This is a genomic window from Bacillus sp. FSL K6-2861 (assembly GCF_038630725.1).
Taxonomy (GTDB): domain Bacteria; phylum Bacillota; class Bacilli; order Bacillales; family Bacillaceae; genus Bacillus; species Bacillus velezensis.
Map to the genome: position 1 here is coordinate 1,053,125 of NZ_CP152037.1, position 16,811 is coordinate 1,069,935.

Annotated in this window: 20 protein-coding genes and 1 pseudogene; 9 read left to right on the forward strand and 12 right to left on the reverse strand. The window is 47.4% G+C overall.

The genetic code is table 11. The features are described from left to right. Window positions 1-145 precede the first annotated feature (145 nt). Window positions 146-1,024 carry an ABC transporter substrate-binding protein gene (locus NYE62_RS05240; protein WP_039252099.1) on the forward strand — a complete coding sequence of 293 codons (879 nt, stop codon included), beginning with the start codon at window positions 146-148 and terminating at the stop codon, window positions 1,022-1,024. 15 nt (window positions 1,025-1,039) lie between these two features. On the opposite strand, the gene NYE62_RS05245 is transcribed toward NYE62_RS05240, so the two are convergent. From NYE62_RS05245 to NYE62_RS05270, 6 genes are all read right to left on the reverse strand, one after another. After that, window positions 1,040-1,615: a histidine phosphatase family protein gene (locus NYE62_RS05245; RefSeq protein ID WP_039252097.1), complete on the reverse strand. Its 576-nt coding sequence runs from the start codon at window positions 1,613-1,615 to the stop codon at window positions 1,040-1,042. A gap of 50 nt (window positions 1,616-1,665) precedes the next feature. Next, window positions 1,666-2,757: an acetyl-CoA C-acyltransferase gene (locus tag NYE62_RS05250; RefSeq protein WP_032871120.1), complete on the reverse strand. Its 1,092-nt coding sequence runs from the start codon at window positions 2,755-2,757 to the stop codon at window positions 1,666-1,668. Next, on the reverse strand, window positions 2,745-4,181 hold the full coding sequence (locus tag NYE62_RS05255; RefSeq protein WP_342497278.1) for an acyl-CoA synthetase: 1,437 nt from the start codon (window positions 4,179-4,181) through the stop codon (window positions 2,745-2,747). The genes NYE62_RS05250 and NYE62_RS05255 overlap by 13 nt, the downstream gene beginning before the upstream one ends. A gap of 11 nt (window positions 4,182-4,192) precedes the next feature. Beyond that, window positions 4,193-4,750, reverse strand: coding sequence for a biotin transporter BioY (locus tag NYE62_RS05260; protein WP_003155185.1), 558 nt, complete (start codon window positions 4,748-4,750; stop codon window positions 4,193-4,195). Window positions 4,751-4,880: 130 nt separating this feature from the next. Continuing rightward, window positions 4,881-6,173, reverse strand: coding sequence for a globin-coupled sensor protein (locus NYE62_RS05265; RefSeq protein ID WP_007409192.1), 1,293 nt, complete (start codon window positions 6,171-6,173; stop codon window positions 4,881-4,883). A 120-nt stretch (window positions 6,174-6,293) separates the two neighbouring features. After that, window positions 6,294-7,817 (reverse strand): FAD-dependent oxidoreductase, encoded by a 1,524-nt coding sequence (locus NYE62_RS05270; protein ID WP_039252087.1) that lies wholly within the window; start codon window positions 7,815-7,817, stop codon window positions 6,294-6,296. Window positions 7,818-7,941: 124 nt separating this feature from the next. On the opposite strand from NYE62_RS05270, the gene NYE62_RS05275 reads away from it, so the two are divergent. Then, on the forward strand, window positions 7,942-8,799 hold the full coding sequence (locus NYE62_RS05275; protein ID WP_007610477.1) for an SDR family oxidoreductase: 858 nt from the start codon (window positions 7,942-7,944) through the stop codon (window positions 8,797-8,799). A gap of 30 nt (window positions 8,800-8,829) precedes the next feature. Here the strand turns inward: NYE62_RS05275 and NYE62_RS05280 are convergent, their stop codons facing one another. Further along, entirely contained in the window at window positions 8,830-9,063 is a 234-nt protein-coding gene (locus NYE62_RS05280; RefSeq protein WP_007610478.1) for an IDEAL domain-containing protein, read from the reverse strand. A 315-nt stretch (window positions 9,064-9,378) separates the two neighbouring features. On the opposite strand from NYE62_RS05280, the gene NYE62_RS05285 reads away from it, so the two are divergent. From NYE62_RS05285 to NYE62_RS05300, 4 genes and pseudogenes are all read left to right on the forward strand, one after another. Beyond that, window positions 9,379-9,957, forward strand: coding sequence for a competence protein ComK (locus tag NYE62_RS05285; protein WP_003155179.1), 579 nt, complete (start codon window positions 9,379-9,381; stop codon window positions 9,955-9,957). 145 nt (window positions 9,958-10,102) lie between these two features. Continuing rightward, window positions 10,103-10,471: an iron chaperone gene (locus tag NYE62_RS05290; protein ID WP_012117235.1), complete on the forward strand. Its 369-nt coding sequence runs from the start codon at window positions 10,103-10,105 to the stop codon at window positions 10,469-10,471. A 26-nt stretch (window positions 10,472-10,497) separates the two neighbouring features. Continuing rightward, on the forward strand, window positions 10,498-10,869 hold the full coding sequence (locus tag NYE62_RS05295) for an iron chaperone (RefSeq protein ID WP_015239528.1): 372 nt from the start codon (window positions 10,498-10,500) through the stop codon (window positions 10,867-10,869). Window positions 10,870-10,991: 122 nt separating this feature from the next. Then, window positions 10,992-11,501 (forward strand): annotated as a pseudogene (locus NYE62_RS05300) (MepB family protein). Window positions 11,502-11,729: 228 nt separating this feature from the next. On the opposite strand, the gene NYE62_RS05305 reads toward NYE62_RS05300, so the two are convergent. Next, window positions 11,730-12,440 carry a YrpD family protein gene (locus NYE62_RS05305; protein ID WP_342497279.1) on the reverse strand — a complete coding sequence of 237 codons (711 nt, stop codon included), beginning with the start codon at window positions 12,438-12,440 and terminating at the stop codon, window positions 11,730-11,732. 195 nt (window positions 12,441-12,635) lie between these two features. Here NYE62_RS05305 and NYE62_RS05310 point away from each other — a divergent pair, with 195 nt between their 5' ends. Then, window positions 12,636-12,905, forward strand: a complete 270-nt coding sequence (locus NYE62_RS05310; protein WP_003155168.1) for an excalibur calcium-binding domain-containing protein — start codon at window positions 12,636-12,638, stop codon at window positions 12,903-12,905. Window positions 12,906-12,936: 31 nt separating this feature from the next. Here NYE62_RS05310 and NYE62_RS05315 read toward each other — a convergent pair whose 3' ends face one another. From NYE62_RS05315 to NYE62_RS05330, 4 genes are all read right to left on the reverse strand, one after another. Continuing rightward, window positions 12,937-13,254: a YbjQ family protein gene (locus NYE62_RS05315; protein ID WP_003155166.1), complete on the reverse strand. Its 318-nt coding sequence runs from the start codon at window positions 13,252-13,254 to the stop codon at window positions 12,937-12,939. Between the two features lie 41 nt (window positions 13,255-13,295). Further along, entirely contained in the window at window positions 13,296-14,765 is a 1,470-nt protein-coding gene (locus tag NYE62_RS05320; RefSeq protein WP_039252077.1) for a sodium:solute symporter, read from the reverse strand. Continuing rightward, window positions 14,762-14,962: a DUF3311 domain-containing protein gene (locus NYE62_RS05325; RefSeq protein ID WP_007409181.1), complete on the reverse strand. Its 201-nt coding sequence runs from the start codon at window positions 14,960-14,962 to the stop codon at window positions 14,762-14,764. Before NYE62_RS05325 ends, NYE62_RS05320 begins: the two co-directional genes overlap by 4 nt. Before the next feature lie 120 nt (window positions 14,963-15,082). Next, window positions 15,083-15,442, reverse strand: a complete 360-nt coding sequence (locus NYE62_RS05330) for a hypothetical protein (RefSeq protein WP_012117241.1) — start codon at window positions 15,440-15,442, stop codon at window positions 15,083-15,085. 153 nt (window positions 15,443-15,595) lie between these two features. Between NYE62_RS05330 and NYE62_RS05335 the strand changes: the two genes are divergently transcribed. Together NYE62_RS05335 and lepB are read left to right on the forward strand one after the other, a co-directional pair. Beyond that, window positions 15,596-16,222 (forward strand): TVP38/TMEM64 family protein, encoded by a 627-nt coding sequence (locus NYE62_RS05335; protein ID WP_031378467.1) that lies wholly within the window; start codon window positions 15,596-15,598, stop codon window positions 16,220-16,222. Further along, entirely contained in the window at window positions 16,219-16,734 is a 516-nt protein-coding gene (gene lepB, locus NYE62_RS05340) for a signal peptidase I (RefSeq protein WP_003155158.1), read from the forward strand. The genes NYE62_RS05335 and lepB overlap by 4 nt, the downstream gene beginning before the upstream one ends. The last annotated feature ends 77 nt before the right edge of the window (window positions 16,735-16,811 follow it).

Below are 16,811 nucleotides of genomic sequence, written 5' to 3' on the forward strand. Positions count from 1 at the left end.
AATAAAGCGGGCGGCATGAATCAGTCTTCGGCTTTCTTGACGGAGAAAAGCTGTGAAACCATTTTATAAAAATAATGATAATGAATATCATTGATACTTATATTGTCAATGATATAATTGCGGAAAAACGAAAGAGGGGGAACAGATGAAACCAATTTTCAGTATGCTGATGATCTTATCCGTTCTCTTCATAACGGCATGCTCAGAACAGGAACATGAAACCGCCGTCAGGCACGATCTGGGGACGGCGCATGTGGCTGCGCACCCGCAGCGCGTTGCCGTGTTGAATCCGGGCTTTAATGATATTCTCCATGATCTCGGCATAAAGCCTGTGGCTGCGGCGGATAATCGGACAGAGCGAAACGACGGCAGTCCGTCCGTCGGGCCCCCGTCACATCCCGATTTGAAAAAGATCACTTCGTTAAAGCCCGATCTCATCATTGCAGACTCAAGCCTTCACAGGGGGATATACCGAAAACTGACAAAGATCGCTCCGACAATCGCTTTAAAAAATGAAGCTGCGGATTATCAGGATGCGGTTGACGCTGCCCTTACTATTGAAAAGGCGGTCGGTAAAGATGGCATCATAGAGAAACAATTGTCGGCTCAGGAAGAAAAGCTGAATGACATCAAAAGAAAGCTGGATGCAGAAGGCGGCACGATTTTATTAATTGACGCTGCAAATGACAGCATTTCCGTAAAGGATGATCAGTTTTTTACGTCCCGGCTTTTGACGCTCGCAGGGTTTACCTATGCGGTCCAGACGGATTCCGGCGGGAAATCAGACTCTATCAAGATGACGCCCGGGCAGCTTTTGCATATCGATCCTGATTACATCGTACTGTTGGACGGTGAGAAAGAACTCGAAAAAAATCACCTCTGGAAACAGCTGACAGCCGTAAAAAACGGACACGTTTACCGCGCGGACAGGGCGGTATGGACGGAGCGCCGGAGCATTGACGGGGCGGACGCCATATTACATGATCTTCAGAAAAAAATGCTCGCCAAAAAGGCCCAAAACTGAATTCGGGCCTTTTTGTTATGATTCTGATAGGTGGCTGCTTACATTGTAATCTTTGACGCGCCATTTATTTTCAATTCGTTCGATATTGCTTAGGCACGCATTGACAAGCTTTGCGTTTTGGATGTCGGTATCACCGTCAGAAATGGCCGACAAGAGGGCGTGAATGGCTGCGCCGTGAGCGACGATCAGTACTTTTTGATCAGGAAACCGCTCCTGAACTTTCACTAAACCGGCAAGCATTCTGTCTGTCAGCTCTTCTGCTGTCTCCATGTTCGGGTAGTTTTTATCCGGGTAGCGCTTCGACCGTTCCGGTAAAGACATTCCTTCCGCATCACCGTAGCTCCGTTCTCTGAAATCTTCCATGACCACAATGGGAAGATTCAAAAACCCGTTAATAATGTCAGCTGTTTTTCTGGCCCGTTTCATCGGGCTTGAGACGATGACATCCCATTCGGACCCCTTTAAGTACTCTCCTGTTTCTTTCGCCTGACGCTCTCCCGTCGCATTTAACGGAATATCCGATTTGCCTTGAAGCTTCTTTTGGGCATTCCAATCAGTCTCTCCATGTCTTACTAAACAAACGGCAGTCATAAAGTCTCCACTCCGATCATTTTTTATCGATATCATCTATTATACTGCCGTTACGTTAACACTTCAAAGAGAAGCGCCAGTCCGACTCCGCCTCCGCTGCCGATCGCTGCTGCTGCGTAGCGGGCATCCGGGCGTCTTTTTGCTTCATAAAAAAGCCGGGTGACAAGCGCCGCTCCGGAAGCCCCGTACGGATGCCCGACGGCCAGAGCGCCGCCCCTGACATTTATTTTAGAATACGGCACTCGAAGCTGCTGTGAAAAAACGCATATTTTGACGGCAAACGCCTCGTTGATTTCGTATATATCAATATCATCCGGTGACAGGTCCCGTTCCTTCAAAAGTTTTTTGACGGCATAAACCGGAGCTGCTGACGGATAATGCGGATGGACGCCGCTTACCGCGCTTCCGATAAAACGCAATCCCGGCTTTAAACCGAGAGACCGCGCTTTTTGTTCTTCCATCACACAAACTGCCGCCGCCCCGTCAGAAATTCCGCAGCTGTTGGCGGCGGTGACAGAGCCTCCGGACTGAAAGACGGGCTTGGCACGGGAGATGAGAGGCTCCATGTTCCGCTTTTTCAGCATGTTTTCGTCAGCGGCGAATCCGTGACAGGGAAGAATTTCCGGGCGGTACAAGCCGTCTTCGTGCGCTTTGACGCTCCGTTCATAGCTGAGAAGGGCATATTCGTCCTGCATCTTTCTCGTTACGCCGTAAGCCTGTGCCGTATACTCTGCTGCTATGCCCATATCAGGATCGCCGATGTGTTCAGGAGAAAAGCGCGCCCGGGATGAGAAAGGGGAACGGCTGCTGCTCTCCGCTCCTCCCGCGATGTATGTGCTCCCCGCACCGGCTTTAACAAAGTGGCACGCGACCCTCACGGCGTCCAGTCCGGAGCCGCACTGCCTGTCGATGGTCGTACCGGACACGCTCAAAGGAAGTCCGGCGGCCAAGGCTGACAGCCGGGCGAGATTCCCGCCGCGGCCCGTCGCGTTTCCGATCAGGACTTCATCAATGTCTTCGGGCATGTTCCGGCTCAAATGGCGGATCAGCGGAGCTGCCAAATCTTCTGGGAGACAGTCTTTTAACAGGCCGTTTTCCCGGGCGAAAATTGTCCGTTTCGCATCCGTAATTACAGCTTCCATTCCATCATGTCCTTTGCCTGCTTTTGTACGGCGGCACGGGCGATCTTTCCGCCGGCTGTTTCCGGTATTTCTGAAAACAGCCATTTCTTCGGGATTTTATATGCCGCCAGCTGCTCGCGGCACTGTTTCTTCAGTTCCTTTACATTTGCATCTCCGTCGATCACCGCAACGGCGATGCTGCCCCAATAATCATCAGGAATGCCGATGACGGCCGCTTTTCTGACGCCCGGACAGCGGTTGAGCACACGTTCTATCTCTTCAGGGAATACATTCAGGCCGCCTGATACGATCATCCCGTTTTCACGTCCTTTGATATAAAGATAGCCTTCACGATCAATATATCCCATGTCATCAACCGTCATCCAGCCGGAATCATCAGGTTTTGCGCCGTTGATGTATCCGGAAAATTTCATCGGGCTGTTCACAAAAATCTTCCCCGTTTCGCCCGGCATGCAGCGTTCTCCGCCGGGCCGGCGGATTTCGATTGTAACATTTTCAAACGGGCGGCCCGCCGCGTCAGGCTTTCGGGCGCTGTCTTCAGGCGATAAGAACGCCACGAAACTCAGCTCGGACGTTCCGTAAAAATCGTACAACCGCAAATGGGGATAGCGCTCTGACAGCGCTTGTTTTGACGAAGCGGGCCAGTCTGCACCGGAAGAAATCACCTTGAGCGGTGTATCCGGAAACGCCTCTAGTGAGAGCAGGGCGTCCGTCATTGTCGGAACGGTATATAGAACGTCAGCTTGTCTGAGCCGGTCTTTCATTCCGGCCGGGTTGAATTTTCTTTGAAGGATGACGGTTCCGCCGATAAACAAAGTGCTGACGGCGCCGTATAAAAAGTGTGACGAGCGAAGCGTGCCCGGTACCAGCACTTTGTCATCAGGGGAAATGCCGAATTCACGTTTCGTACAAGAAAAGCTCTCCAGCCACGAACGGTGAGAGCGGGTGAAGGCTTTCGGCTTACCGGTCGATCCCGAGGTGAATCCGGTATAAAAGGGCAGGCCGGCGTTTTTGATCAAAGCGCCTTCCGTTTTTTCCGCCTCGATCAAAGGCCTGCATTCATCCCACAGGATGACAGGCGTTTTGACGCCGTCCAGTCTGCCGCTCAGCCGGCGGTCACAGATGACGAGGCCGGCTTTGCTGATGTTCAGCTGGTCCGCGAGTTCCGCCGCTGCCGAGCGGGGATCTAACGGAACCGCCGTGCAGCCGGCATGCGCCGCCCCTGCGAAAAGTTGTAAAAAAGGGATGCCGTTCGGCAGTAATATTGCAATGTTTTCCGGCTTACCTAAAAGGCTGCCAAGCCAGTTTGCGGTTTGGTTAACCAGCCTGTTCCAAGTTTGATAGGTGATCTGTTCTGTTTCTGTCTGAATTGCGATCTGTTCCGGCGCTTGTCCGGCTGTATCTGAATATGATGATGTAATCATGATGACTAAAATCAGCTTCCTTTCGTCGGCAAAAGTCGGCTTGCTTGAAGAGTTTTTCTGATTCTTACGGCTGCGAATGAGGCTGCGGCCGCTTTAAGCAGATCTCCGGGCACATAGATGAGGCTGAGCTTTACGGCAGTTAAGATATCAATGTGCATCATAAAAGCCTGAACGGGAATGCCGATGACATACAAAAACAGCACGCCGAACAAGAACTGTCTGATAAACAAATGGGGGACAGCAGCTGAGCGAAGGCCTTGGATGCTGAGGCTCAGCAGTAATGCCGCCAGCGGATATGCGATGAGATATCCGGCGCTCGGCCCGAAAAAAACCCCGAACCCGCCTCTGCCGCCTGAAAGGAGAGGCGCTCCGCATGCCACAATCAGCAAAAAAAGCAATTGGCTTAAAAACGCCGCTTTCGGTTTTAGGATGCTTCCCGATAAGAGCACTCCGATCGTCTGGAGCGTAATCGGAACCGGCGTAAAGGATAAGAAAAGCGGCGGGAGCAGCCCCAAAAGTCCCATAATGGCGGTAAACACGGCAATATGCATCATTTCTGTCAATTTCATTATGTATTCCTCCAGCTTATCAAAATATGTTTATACAATAAAGCGAGTCTTTATATATGTCAACTCTATTATATTTTAAGTTAACATTAAAAAGACCGGCCCTTTATGAAAAAGGCCGATCGGTTTGTCTTTATTCTTCTGTAAGGATAACAAGTGAATCAACGGATGATGCAACGTGGGAAACGGCGCGGCTGACTTCTTGAAGGCCGCCGAGAAAGGCCTGCAAATCAACGTCGATTTTGCCTGTCTGGTCTTTGCTCGTTTTCATGCTTTGGACGATGTCATCAAACAGACGGTTGATCTGCGCCATTTTTTCTTTCGTTTCACTTACAAGTCCGTTTACATCTTTAATATGTTTGGACACGATGTTGATTTGTGTATTAGTATTGTTCACAAGCTCTGATACGGTAGAAACGGTTTTTTTCGTATCCTCTGAAAGCTTTCTTACCTCCGTCGCGACAACGGCGAACCCTTTGCCGTGCTCCCCGGCTCTCGCGGATTCTATTGAAGCGTTGAGTGACAGGAGATTCGTTTGCTCGGCGATCCCCGTCACGATGCCGAAGATTTTTTCGATCTGCTGGGCGATGTCATTCAGCTTGTCCATTTCTTCTTCAATCTGCAGAAGGCTGGCGTCGATTTTATTCATCTGCTGCTGCTGGCTTTCAAGCTCTTTTTTCCCGCCGATTGATTTTTCTTCGACATGTACGGAAGTGACGGTGCCGGCTTTTGACGCCTCGGAAATGCCCTCGGATTTATCGACCAGCTCCTGCACGGCTCTGCTCGTTTCTGAAAACAAATCAGCGAGTGATCCGGATGTTTCCTGGATTTTTTGATGAAGACGGGCTTTCTTTTCCTCTTGTTCGTCACGCTGGCAGTTATATTCGCTCTGGAATGCTTCAAGGACGAGCTGCTGTTCAAGATTCAATATTTTCGTCGTCGCTTTGATCGCTTTTAAAAGCTCATGCAAATCCGGAATGGTTGCTTCATATATGTTCATCATCGACAGAAGCAGATCCTGAAACGCTCCCATATACCATTTCGGTTCAAGGCCGATCCGCAAATGGATGGAAGCGATGCGCTGTCTTTTTTCAATGAATTCATCATCAATCGTGCCGGCAAACATCTCATGGATATGACGCCGTAATGTTTTTTTCAGGCGCTCGACCGTGCTGTGGTCGTTAATGATCGTCATTAATGATTTTTCGTGATCCAGGTTTCGGTAAAAGGAATCGACGATTGTTGAGATATGTTCTTTAATTAACGGCTGCAGCTCTTCAAGCACATGAAGTTCTTCGTTTCCCAGCCTGACCATTTTCAGCTGTTTTTGGACATCTGCATATTGATTTGAAAGCGCGATGCGTTTTTTTCCATCGGCTTCCGAAAAATAAGCTGTTTCTTTTTTGCGGTCTTTTTTAAATAACAATATAAGTTCCCCCAGATATTCTCTTTTTCTTTTTATCGGTATGGAAGGAACTTGAATGAAGGAATCTGATAAAAATATTTTAATGCAAAAAAATAAAACCATTCGTACAGAATGGTTTAGTTAATCTTGGCTGAGGCGCTTCAGCGGCTTGATGGCGGGACCTTCGACAACCCCGCCGTCGGGTGTGAACCGGGACCCGTGACAAGGACAGTCCCACGTCCGTTCGCCGTCATTCCATTCGACCTCACAGCCCAAATGGGTGCATGTCGTATCGACAAGGTGCAGACAGCCTTTTTCATCTTTATAGGCGCCGGCCCGTTTGCCGTTTACCGTTACGATTTTTCCCTCCCCGGGCCGAAGAGTCTCAGGTGAAGCGTCCGGCCTCTCAAGTTTGCCCGAGATAAGGTGTTTGGCCACGTCGGCATTATAGGAAATCAGTTTTTTCAGTCCCGGATCTGCGTGGAAGCGTGACGGAATAAACAGGCCGGAAAACGGGTTCTTTTTGTTTTGAATATGATCAGCCAAAAGCTTCGCCGCGAGCGCTGAGCTTGTCATGCCCCATTTTTTAAAGCCTGTCGCCGCCAAAATATGTTCTTCATCGCCCGAGATGGGACCGATGAACGGAATTTTGTCAATGGTGACAAGGTCTTGTGCAGACCAATGATATGGGATGCTTTCAACTCCGATTGTGTCTTCCGCAAATTGTTTCAGCGCTTCGTAATGCTCGGACATTTCTTTTCCCTGGCCTGTTTTGTGGCTTTCGCCGCCGACAAGAACCAGTTTTTCACCGTTCAAATCGGTGTATCGCAGTGATCTGGACGGCTTGTCTATGCTGAGATACATCCCGTCCGGATACGCTTGTTTCGGTTTTACCGCCAGTACGTAGGATCTGCTGGCATACATTCTGGCGGCGTAAAGCCCGCCTCCGTCATAAAAAGGAAAGTGGGAAGAGCAGACAATATAGCTGCACTTGATGCCGTGTCTGTTTTTCGTGACCACTTCCGGCTGCGGTTCTTTTTTTATGTCGATCGCAGCCGTCTGTTCAAAAATCCGCGCCCCGTTTTTAACGATCTCTTTAACGAGCGCCGCACCATATAAAAGCGGATGGAATTGCGCCTGATTCTTCATGGCGAGACCGAGCCTGCAATCAACGGGGACGGGAAGTTCTTTCACAAGCTCGTGTTCAATACCGAGCTTGGTATAAGCTTCCTGCTCACTGCGGATTTTTTTGACGCCTGATTCTGTATTGGTGTAAAGATATGCGTCTTGTTCAATCAGTCTGCAGTCAATCGAAAGGTCCTTGATGATCTGCTTCATGTCTTCCATGGCGCGGAGATGGGCTTCGAAATACAGCCTTGCGCTGGTCAGGCCGATCTGCTGAATAAGATCGGCATAGATGAAATCATGCTGGGCGGTGATTTTTGCGGTCGTGCCCGCGGTCGTCCCGTTTAAAATCCGGTCTGCTTCAATGACAGCGACACGGAAACCTCTTTTCGTCAGTTCGTATGCCGTTGTCAGGCCCGTAATTCCTCCGCCGATAACCGCAACGTCACATTCCGTATCTTCAGTGAGGGCGGGAAAGGAAGGAATGTCAGCTGTTGCTTTCCAATAGGAAGCCGGTTCCTCGTTTGAAAAAGTAGTCAATTCAGATTTACCTCCTCTGTTGTATATTCTTAATTTTTCCAATAAGACTCTGTTCATACATGAAATTCGTATAAGATGCTCAAATTACTCATAATATAGTAATTAATGTAAAGGAGTGATCAAAATGGCTAACCAGAAGAAGAAAACCTTGCCGCCGCAGCATCAAAATCGGCAGCCGGGCTTTGAATATGTAATGGACCCGCGCCCCGTTTTTGACAAACCGAAAGCGGCGAAAAAACTTGAAGGGAAAACGGCGATCATCACGGGCGGAGACAGCGGAATCGGCCGCGCCGTATCCGTTTTATTCGCGAAGGAAGGCGCTAATGTGGTCATCGTTTACTTTGATGAGCATCAGGATGCCGAAGAGACGAAGCAATATGTAGAAAAAGAGGGGGCGAAGTGTCTGCTGATCGCAGGGGATGTCGGCGACGAAGCCTTTTGCAACGATGTCATCCGCCAGGCGGGCCAAGCCTTTCCTTCCATTGACATCCTGGTCAACAACGCAGGTGAGCAGCACGTGCAGCCGGGGATTGAGAAAATCACGAGCCACCAGCTCATCAGAACGTTTCAGACGAATATTTTTTCAATGTTTTACTTAACGAAAGCCGCGCTCCCTCACCTGAAAAAAGGAAGTTCAATCATTAATACGGCCTCCATTACCGCCTATAAAGGCCACAAAACATTGATTGACTATTCAGCGACAAAAGGGGCGATCGTCACGTTTACAAGATCTCTTTCCCAATCTCTTGTCACTCAGGGCATCAGGGTAAACGCAGTGGCTCCGGGGCCGATCTGGACGCCGCTGATCCCGGCGAGCTTCTCGGCGAAGGAAGTGGAAGTCTTCGGCTCAGACGTGCCGATGCAGCGCCCGGGAGAGCCTGTTGAAGTGGCGCCGAGCTATTTGTACTTAGCAAGCGATGATTCTTCCTATGTCACGGGACAGACGATTCATGTGAACGGCGGCACCATCGTAAACGGATAATGTAAAAAAAGCCAATCCATATGGATTGGCTTATTCACTCTGTTTGAGTGCGGCATATTCTTTTGAAAGCGTGAGGAACGCTTCTTTATTTTTATCATCAAGCGCCTTATTAATCTGCATGGTCAGCATGGCGATCCGGCGTTTATACAAGGATTCATCAAGCACCATTTGAATGTAAATATCGGCCATTGTCACATCGAATTCGTTTGCTTTTTGCGTGTTGCGGGACTTCATGAGCTCAGTGTACGACTTTTTCTCTTTCATAAAGAATCCCCCCAATGCCTTTTTTATAGTATATGGATAACGGCCGGAAAAATCAATTAATTTTTATAATCTTTAGACAACTAATACTTGGAATTATATCGACATATCCTGCAAATTGACGAAAAAACGAAAATTAGCATCGTATAAATGAGGTGAAATGAAAAAGAAAAATAATATTTAAATAGTAATTTAAGACTAAATTACATCTTTAAAAGGTGATTTTTAGCTATATTCAAAAAAAACCTGTCGTTTTCCAATGACAGATGATAGATTATTAGTATAAATTTTCAAGAAAAGGATTGGAGGCTGCACATTATGTGCCAGAAAACACACGCACCCTTAGAAAGCTATGAAGTAAATCGTTCAACCATCGCTGTTTTGCCTGAGGAAATAGACGGTAAAATGGGGTCTAAGGTCATTGAAAAAGACTGCATTCTGTATGTCAGTATGAAGCCGATTCACATCATCGACAGAAGCTGCCGCTACTTTGGCTCCAGCTATGCCGGGAGAAAAGCGGGAACATATGAAGCGATTAAAATTTCTCACAAGCCGCCGATTATGGTGGACCCTTCAAATCACATCTTTTTATTCCCTACACTTTCTTCTGCAAGGCCTCAATGCGGCTGGATATCTCATGTGCATGTTAAAGATTTTCAACCGACGGCATTTGATGACACAGCGGTCACGTTCTCAAACGGCAAAACGATGGAGCTGGAAGTATCCTATCATTCTTTTGAAAATCAGGTTTACAGAACCGCCTATCTCAGAACCACTTTTCAGGACAGGATGGGCAGTCATATCCCGAAGCGGCAGGAATTCATGCTGTATCCAAAAGAAGAGCGGACAAGAATGATCTACGACTTTATTTTGCGGGAGCTGGGGGAGAGATATTAGAGAAAGCTGTGATGTGAAGGGACGGGTCCTCTCCTTTTGGGGAGGGCTTTTTTCGATTTACATGCCCGGGCAGAGTTGTATCGTGTCCGTCTGTTGGCTATGATGATGTAAAGAGTAATGATATTTCATTTTAGGAGAGATGGGCATGGATGTGTTTGCAAAATATGTATCAGGAATCGATAACCCGGATCACCGTCTCAAAGCAGAGGAAATTTTGTCGTGGACGGCTGGCCAATTTCCGAATTTAGAAGCGCAGATCAAGTGGAACAAACCGACATTTACCGATCACGGTACCTATATCATTATGTTTGCCGCGGCAAAAAATCATTTGAGCATTTTACCTGAAAAAGAGACGATGGAGCATTTTGCCGATGACATCGCTCAAGCCGGGTACAGCGCTTCTTCGCGCCTGTTCAGAATTCGATGGACTGATCCGGTGCACTATGATCTGCTTAAGAAGATCATCGAATTTAACATCAAGGAAAAAGCTGAAAATCCGGGGTTTTGGCGCTAGCGGACGTGATGTTGAAGGAGGAAGACATGGACGTTTTCAAAGACTATTTATCAAGTATCGACAGCCCTGATCATCGTCTGCGAATGGAGGAAATCCTGTCGTGGACGGCTGACCAATTTCCGAACTTAGAAGCGCAGATCAAGTGGAACACGCCGATGTTTACCGATCACGGCACCTTTATTATCGGCTTTGCGGCAGCGAAGCATCATGTAAGTGTTTCCCCCGAAGAAGCTGGAATTGCGCATTTTGCCGAGGACATTGCCTGTGCCGGCTACAGCGCTACTTCCCGTTTGTTCAGAATTCAATGGACTGAACCGGTGCATTATGAGCTGCTTGAACGCATGATTCAATTCAATATTCAGGATAAGGCGGACTGCTCAGCATTTTGGCGGAAATAATGAAAGGAATGTTAAAAAAACAACCCTGAGGAGGGCTGTTTTTTTATTGGAAACACATGATCAGCCCATTTTAATCAAGAAGCAATGGATGACGTACTATAAAAAATAAGGAGTACGAAGCAGTGAATGAATTTTATAAGGCGTTAACACATGTAAATAAAATTTTTTATGAACCAAATCACTTAACGATACATGATATTCAAGAAGAAGCTCAAAACTCAGAGTATGGGGCCGGTATGTTTCAGCTGCATTCAAAATCAGTTCGATTCAGAGTCGCAAAAATAACGCCTGACAAGATAGGACAGTTTGTTGCTTTTTGGGAAAAAGATGGAGATGGTAAAAATCAAGCCTTTTCATATAAAAAAGCTGCTGATTTATTGGTTATCAATACTTTTGCCAGTAATAATCATTTTGGATAATTCATTTTTCCAAAAGAAGTTCTTGTAAAGCAAAATATCCTTAAAACAGCCGCTACAAAAGGAAAAATGGCAATTAGAGTTTACCCTAAATGGGAAAATCCCACTAGCAAACAAGCTATTGAAACACAAAAATGGCAGTTGGCATATTTTGTTGAGGCGAACGATGCAGATCGTTTTCCAGCACAAGACCTGTTAAAGCTATATTCTAACTAAAATTGGACAGCCCTGAGCCGGCTGACAGTATGTGAAGTTAACCGGTGCGTGAGTTGGAGAATAACGGGGAACCTCAACAAATGAGGTTCCTCTAATTGTTATATAGAAATCGACATTTTGAATGTAACAGAGTTTGTTTATTAAACGTCATCCGAAAAATAAGGGATTTGGGTATCCGGCAGACCCTCACGAAACGCACGATGTCAGAAATCTTGCGTTCAAAATTCTTTATTTGACCACAGACATGCTGACGCTGCTGCCTGACACTGTCAATTTGGCAAAATCCTGTGTATCAATCACAGGTGTGACTGCTTTATTGTCAATCGTGATGTTCGTAAAGGCTGTTGAGAAGTTTGATTTGATGTAAGGGCGCTGATCCTCTGATGTGACCGCGACGGTGGCGAGCGCTTTCCATTTTGAGACAGAGCCTACATTTGTTTGGGAGAGTTCTGAGATGATGCGGCCGGTGTATCCGTCATTATTTGTGCCCCAATATGTGGCGCGGGTATTGCCGTTCAGATTTTTGTAAATGGTCAGCTGTACGGTGCTGCCGGGCCGGAAGCCTTTCGTATAGGTGAATTGGCTTTCTCCTTCCAGATACCGGACCTGGCCTTGTCCCTTTGAACCGACTTTCATGATCGGTTTCCATACATGATAGGTGTCACTGTACTGAAGTCCGATATCAGCCTCTGTGCCTCCGGTAAACCCTGAGTAAATATAGGCTGTCCCATTTGACACCTGAATCGAGCTTGGAAGCTGAATTTTCGTGACGAGAACTGAGCCCGTGCTGTGCAGGTAGGCCCTTCCGCCGATTCCTTTGCTGAGCTGGGACGCCGCTTCCGCCGTATTGGGGCTGATCACCCCCGGAATTTCCGCCGTACATGTGCCGAATAGAACGGCTGTAGTGAGCACACCCGCAAAAAGCCCTTTTTTCATCATCATTTCTCCTCCTATCATCATAGTCAGATAGAGCTATCAATTCATATTATAAAAGGTTTTGGGAAAAATTCCATAAAAGATATACGGGCGGACGTAAATTAAAACTATTTTCCTATTTATCTTGTAAATGGATATTATTTGAACTATGATATGTTCAGCAATACCGCATAACTTAGGAGAGGGGATAGGATAGAAATGAAAAAGACGGCAGCTGTGCTTTTGTCTTTCGGTCTTGTGTTCGGATGTTCATACGGAGCGGGGCAGACGGCAGAAGCGAAAACAAAGGTAAAAACGTATCAAAACTGCAAGGCGCTGAACAAGGTGTATAAGGGCGGCGTGGCCAAATCGTCGAAAGTGAAAAACAAGGGCGGCAGAACAAAGTACAAGCCGTATGTATCAAAAGCGCTTTACAATGCAAATAAAAGACTTGACCGAGATAAAGACTATATCGCATGTGAGAAATAAAAAAACAAGCCTCTTTAAAGAGGCTTGTTTTTTAAATGGATTCGGCGGTGACGGCGGTTCCGTATCCGATTAATTCGGATGTGTTCTGTCCTGCGGTCAGTTCGAACCGCAGGCCGACGATGGCGTTCGCTCCGAGCTGCTCCGCCTCTCTGATCAGCCGCTCTTTCACCGCTTTTTTGGAGTCTTCCAGCATTTCGGTATAGCTTTTTAATTCGCCGCCGACGACAGATTTTAAGCCTGCAAGCAAGTCTTTTCCGATGTGACGGGACTGGACGATACTGCTTGTCACCAAGCCTTTCACTTCTGTAATCTGTTTTCCGGCGACGGTTTCGGTCGTTGTCATGATCATGCGTTTTTCCCCTTTCGTGTATCTTACCGCTATCTTACCATTTAAGCCGCCTTTTCGGCTGCGCTGATTTGTTTTTTTCTGACTGCGGCGCTGACTGCAAACATGACGACAATGTTCAGAACCAGTGCGATGATGCCTGTATTCATATCTTTAACGATCTGCGGAAGAAACGGAAAGAGGGTTCCGATGGTTGATTCGGTCAGCGTAATGAAGGCCACCGTTCCGACCCCGGCCGTTATGCCGGCAAAAGCGCCGTGGCTTGTGATGAAACGCCGCTTCGGCAGGCTGAATAAGAGGGCGGGGAAAAGCTGGGTGACAAGGCTGTAGCCCATTAAAAGCAAGGTGACGATGGTATTTCCGCCTTTCAGCGTAAAATATACGGATATCAGCGCGATGACGGGTACGGCGTATTTTGCGAGCCGTGAGACTTTGTCGTCAGTCGTGCCGGGCAGAATGGCTTTGTACACATTTTTGGCGAACAGCGTGCTTGAGGCCATTAATATCATTGAACCGGGTACAAGCGCCGTCAGAATGCCCGCCGATCCGATCAGTCCGACAAACCAGGGATCAAAGGTTTTCACAGACAGCTTTAATAAGGCGAGATCCGTGTCCGCCCCTTTTAAACCGGGCACCTGCAGAATCGCCGCAAATCCGGTAAAGATGACAAACAGCAGGACGAGCTGATAAAGAGGCATGATGATCGCGTTTTTCCGAAACACCCGCGGATGCTCCGCCGAATAGGAAGCGGCAAAAGTATGGGGCCACATATAAAAGCCGAGGGCGGTCAGCAAAACCGTTGAGCTGAACCAGGAAACGCTCTGTCCGGTTTCCGGCAGCGTGAGAAAACCGGGTTTTGCGGCGTCAATTTGTTTGAACATCTCCGTAAACCCGCCATAGTAATGAATGGGCAGATAAATGCCTAAATACAGGACGATGCCTAAAATCATGATATCTTTAACGACTGATATCCACGCTGAACCGTGGATTCCTGATATCATCACATAAATCGTGATGGAGACAGCGCCGATCCAGACAGCGGCGGAGGGCGGAATCTGTCCGTATGACGTTGCTGAAACAATTAATCCGAGCCCTTTCAGCTGCAGGACGAGATAGGGGATGAGGGATGCGATGCCGACGAGCGATACGAGAATGCCGAGGAGCGGGCTGTTGTATTTTGAAATAAAAAAATCTGATTGCGACATCAGTTTGTGTTGTTTGGCGTAAGTCCACACGGCTGGCAGAAGCCAATATGACAAAATGTAGGCAAGGCAGCCGTACGCGATAATATAAAAGGCGGGGCCTCCTTTTCCGTAAGCCCATCCGCTTCCGCCGAGGAATGTAAAGGTCGTGTATATTTCTCCCGCCATTAATAAAAAGACAAACATCGTGCCGAAGCCGCGTCCGCCCACTGTCCATTGTTCAAGGTCCATATGTTTTCCTTTTCGGGCCCGGATTCCGAGATACACACAAAACAGGAGCACGGCGGCCATTACGGGAAATGCTGCGTTCATTCCGCCTCACCCGCCTTGTTTTCTTTGTCCAATTTGTAAACGGCGGCCATCAGAACGGAAGTCAGCACCGCCCAGATGACGACATACGCGAGAATGAAAGGCATTCCGAAAACATAAGGCGTCACCCGGTTGGCAAATGGAATGCCGGCGAGAATTCCGAAAAAGGGCAGGGCGGCGAGAACATGAATCAGTTTCATAACATTCCTCCTTTTCATTGAAAACAGCGTGTCCCGATTATAAAGAAAATCATGTCGAATGTATAGTGTGAATAGTCTGAAATTTATCAACTGAAAAGGAAAAGCAGTCCCGGCTGCTTTTTAAATGGTCGCAAGAGACAGGTAATATTCTAATAAGGCGGTTACCTGTTCCCGTATTCTCGGGTTGAAATAACGGTGTTTTTCTTCATAGCCGTTAATGGTGCATATATAAAGCGTAAATGCTTCGTCTCTTTCCGCTTCGTATATTTTAATTTTACGCTTTCTTAACTCTTTTCGAACATCACTCAAATCCTTTTGTGCTAATTTTAAAGAGCAGCTGATAAGCTGTTTATAGGGTTGTTTTAATTTGAACGGGCACGAATCAAGCGCTTCGAGGTCCCGGTTCAGGATGGCAGCCGCCATGGGCAGAAACAGCCCTTTTTCGATGAGATCGCGGGTGCCGCTCCGGATGTCAGGCATAAATACTCCTTCTTTCTTAAAAAAAGAGAACGTTTGTTCTTATTTTATACTCGCTTACACGATATTTCAAGTCGGAAAATCTCGTAAACATTTTCGTTTTTTGGAGATAATGTGTAGAATAAGGATAGACAAACTCGTTAAGGAGTATAAACGTTGGAGCAATTTTTATCATATTTGACTGAGGAACAGCTGACGGAATGGTTCCAAAGCTATAGAGCTTTCGGCCCGGCGGCTGCGGTTGCACTGCCTTTTATTGAAGCGTTTCTTCCGTTTTTGCCGCTTGTTGTATTTGTGGTGGCGAATACGAATGCATTTGGGTTATGGGAAGGTTTTTTTCTGTCGTGGCTCGGATCTGCGGCAGGATCGATGCTGATGTTTTATGCCGTCCGCCGTTTCGGACAGAAAAGAGCTTTCGGTTTCATCCGCAGGCATCAGACCATAAGGCGGATGATGCTCTGGGTTGAGCGGCACGGTTTCGGTCCGCTGTTTATTTTACTTTGCTTCCCCTTTACGCCGTCCGCTGCGGTTCATATCGTTGCCGGCCTGTCACGGGTCGGGGCGCTGCAGTTTATATCAGCAGCCGCTATGGGGAAAATGGTCATGATTTTTATGATCAGCTTTATCGGATATGATCTTCACGCACTCATGACACAGCCTTTCAGGATGGCGGGCGCCATAATGGTGATCGCGGTGCTGTGGTATGCCGGGAAGCATATCGAACGGCGTTTACAGATGAGAATCAGTCAGCATGAGAAAGACGGAGGGAGACAGGAATCTTGAAAAAACGATTTTGGTTTATAGCCGGCGTGCTTATCGTTGTTTTGGCCATACAATTAAAGAATGCCATTTTTATTGATTATAAAGTCGAAGGAATCAGCATGAATCCGACCTTTAAACAAGGAAATGAGCTGATGGTCAACAAGTTTTCCCATCGTTACAAAACGATCCGCCGTTTCGATATTGTCCTCTTCAAAGGCCCGCACCGCAAAGTGCTGATCAAACGTGTCATCGGGCTCCCCGGCGAGTCAATCGCATACAGGGAGGATCAGCTGTATGTGAATGGAAAACGGGTGGCGGAACCGTTTTTAAAACCGTTAAAGTCATCATTGTCCGCCGGGAGCCATGTGACCGGTGATTATACGCTGAAGGAAACGACCGGGCGCAAAAGCATACCGAAGGGACAATACTTTGTTATTGGCGACAACCGCATATACAGCCTCGACAGCCGTCATTTCGGTCCGATTAAGGATAAAGACATTGTCGGAGTCATCAGTGAATCAGACGCCAAGTAAACGGCGTCTTTTTTTCGGAAATGATTGTAAAAAAAGCAGAGGGAAGACTATAATGAAAATTGTTACGCGAGAAACAA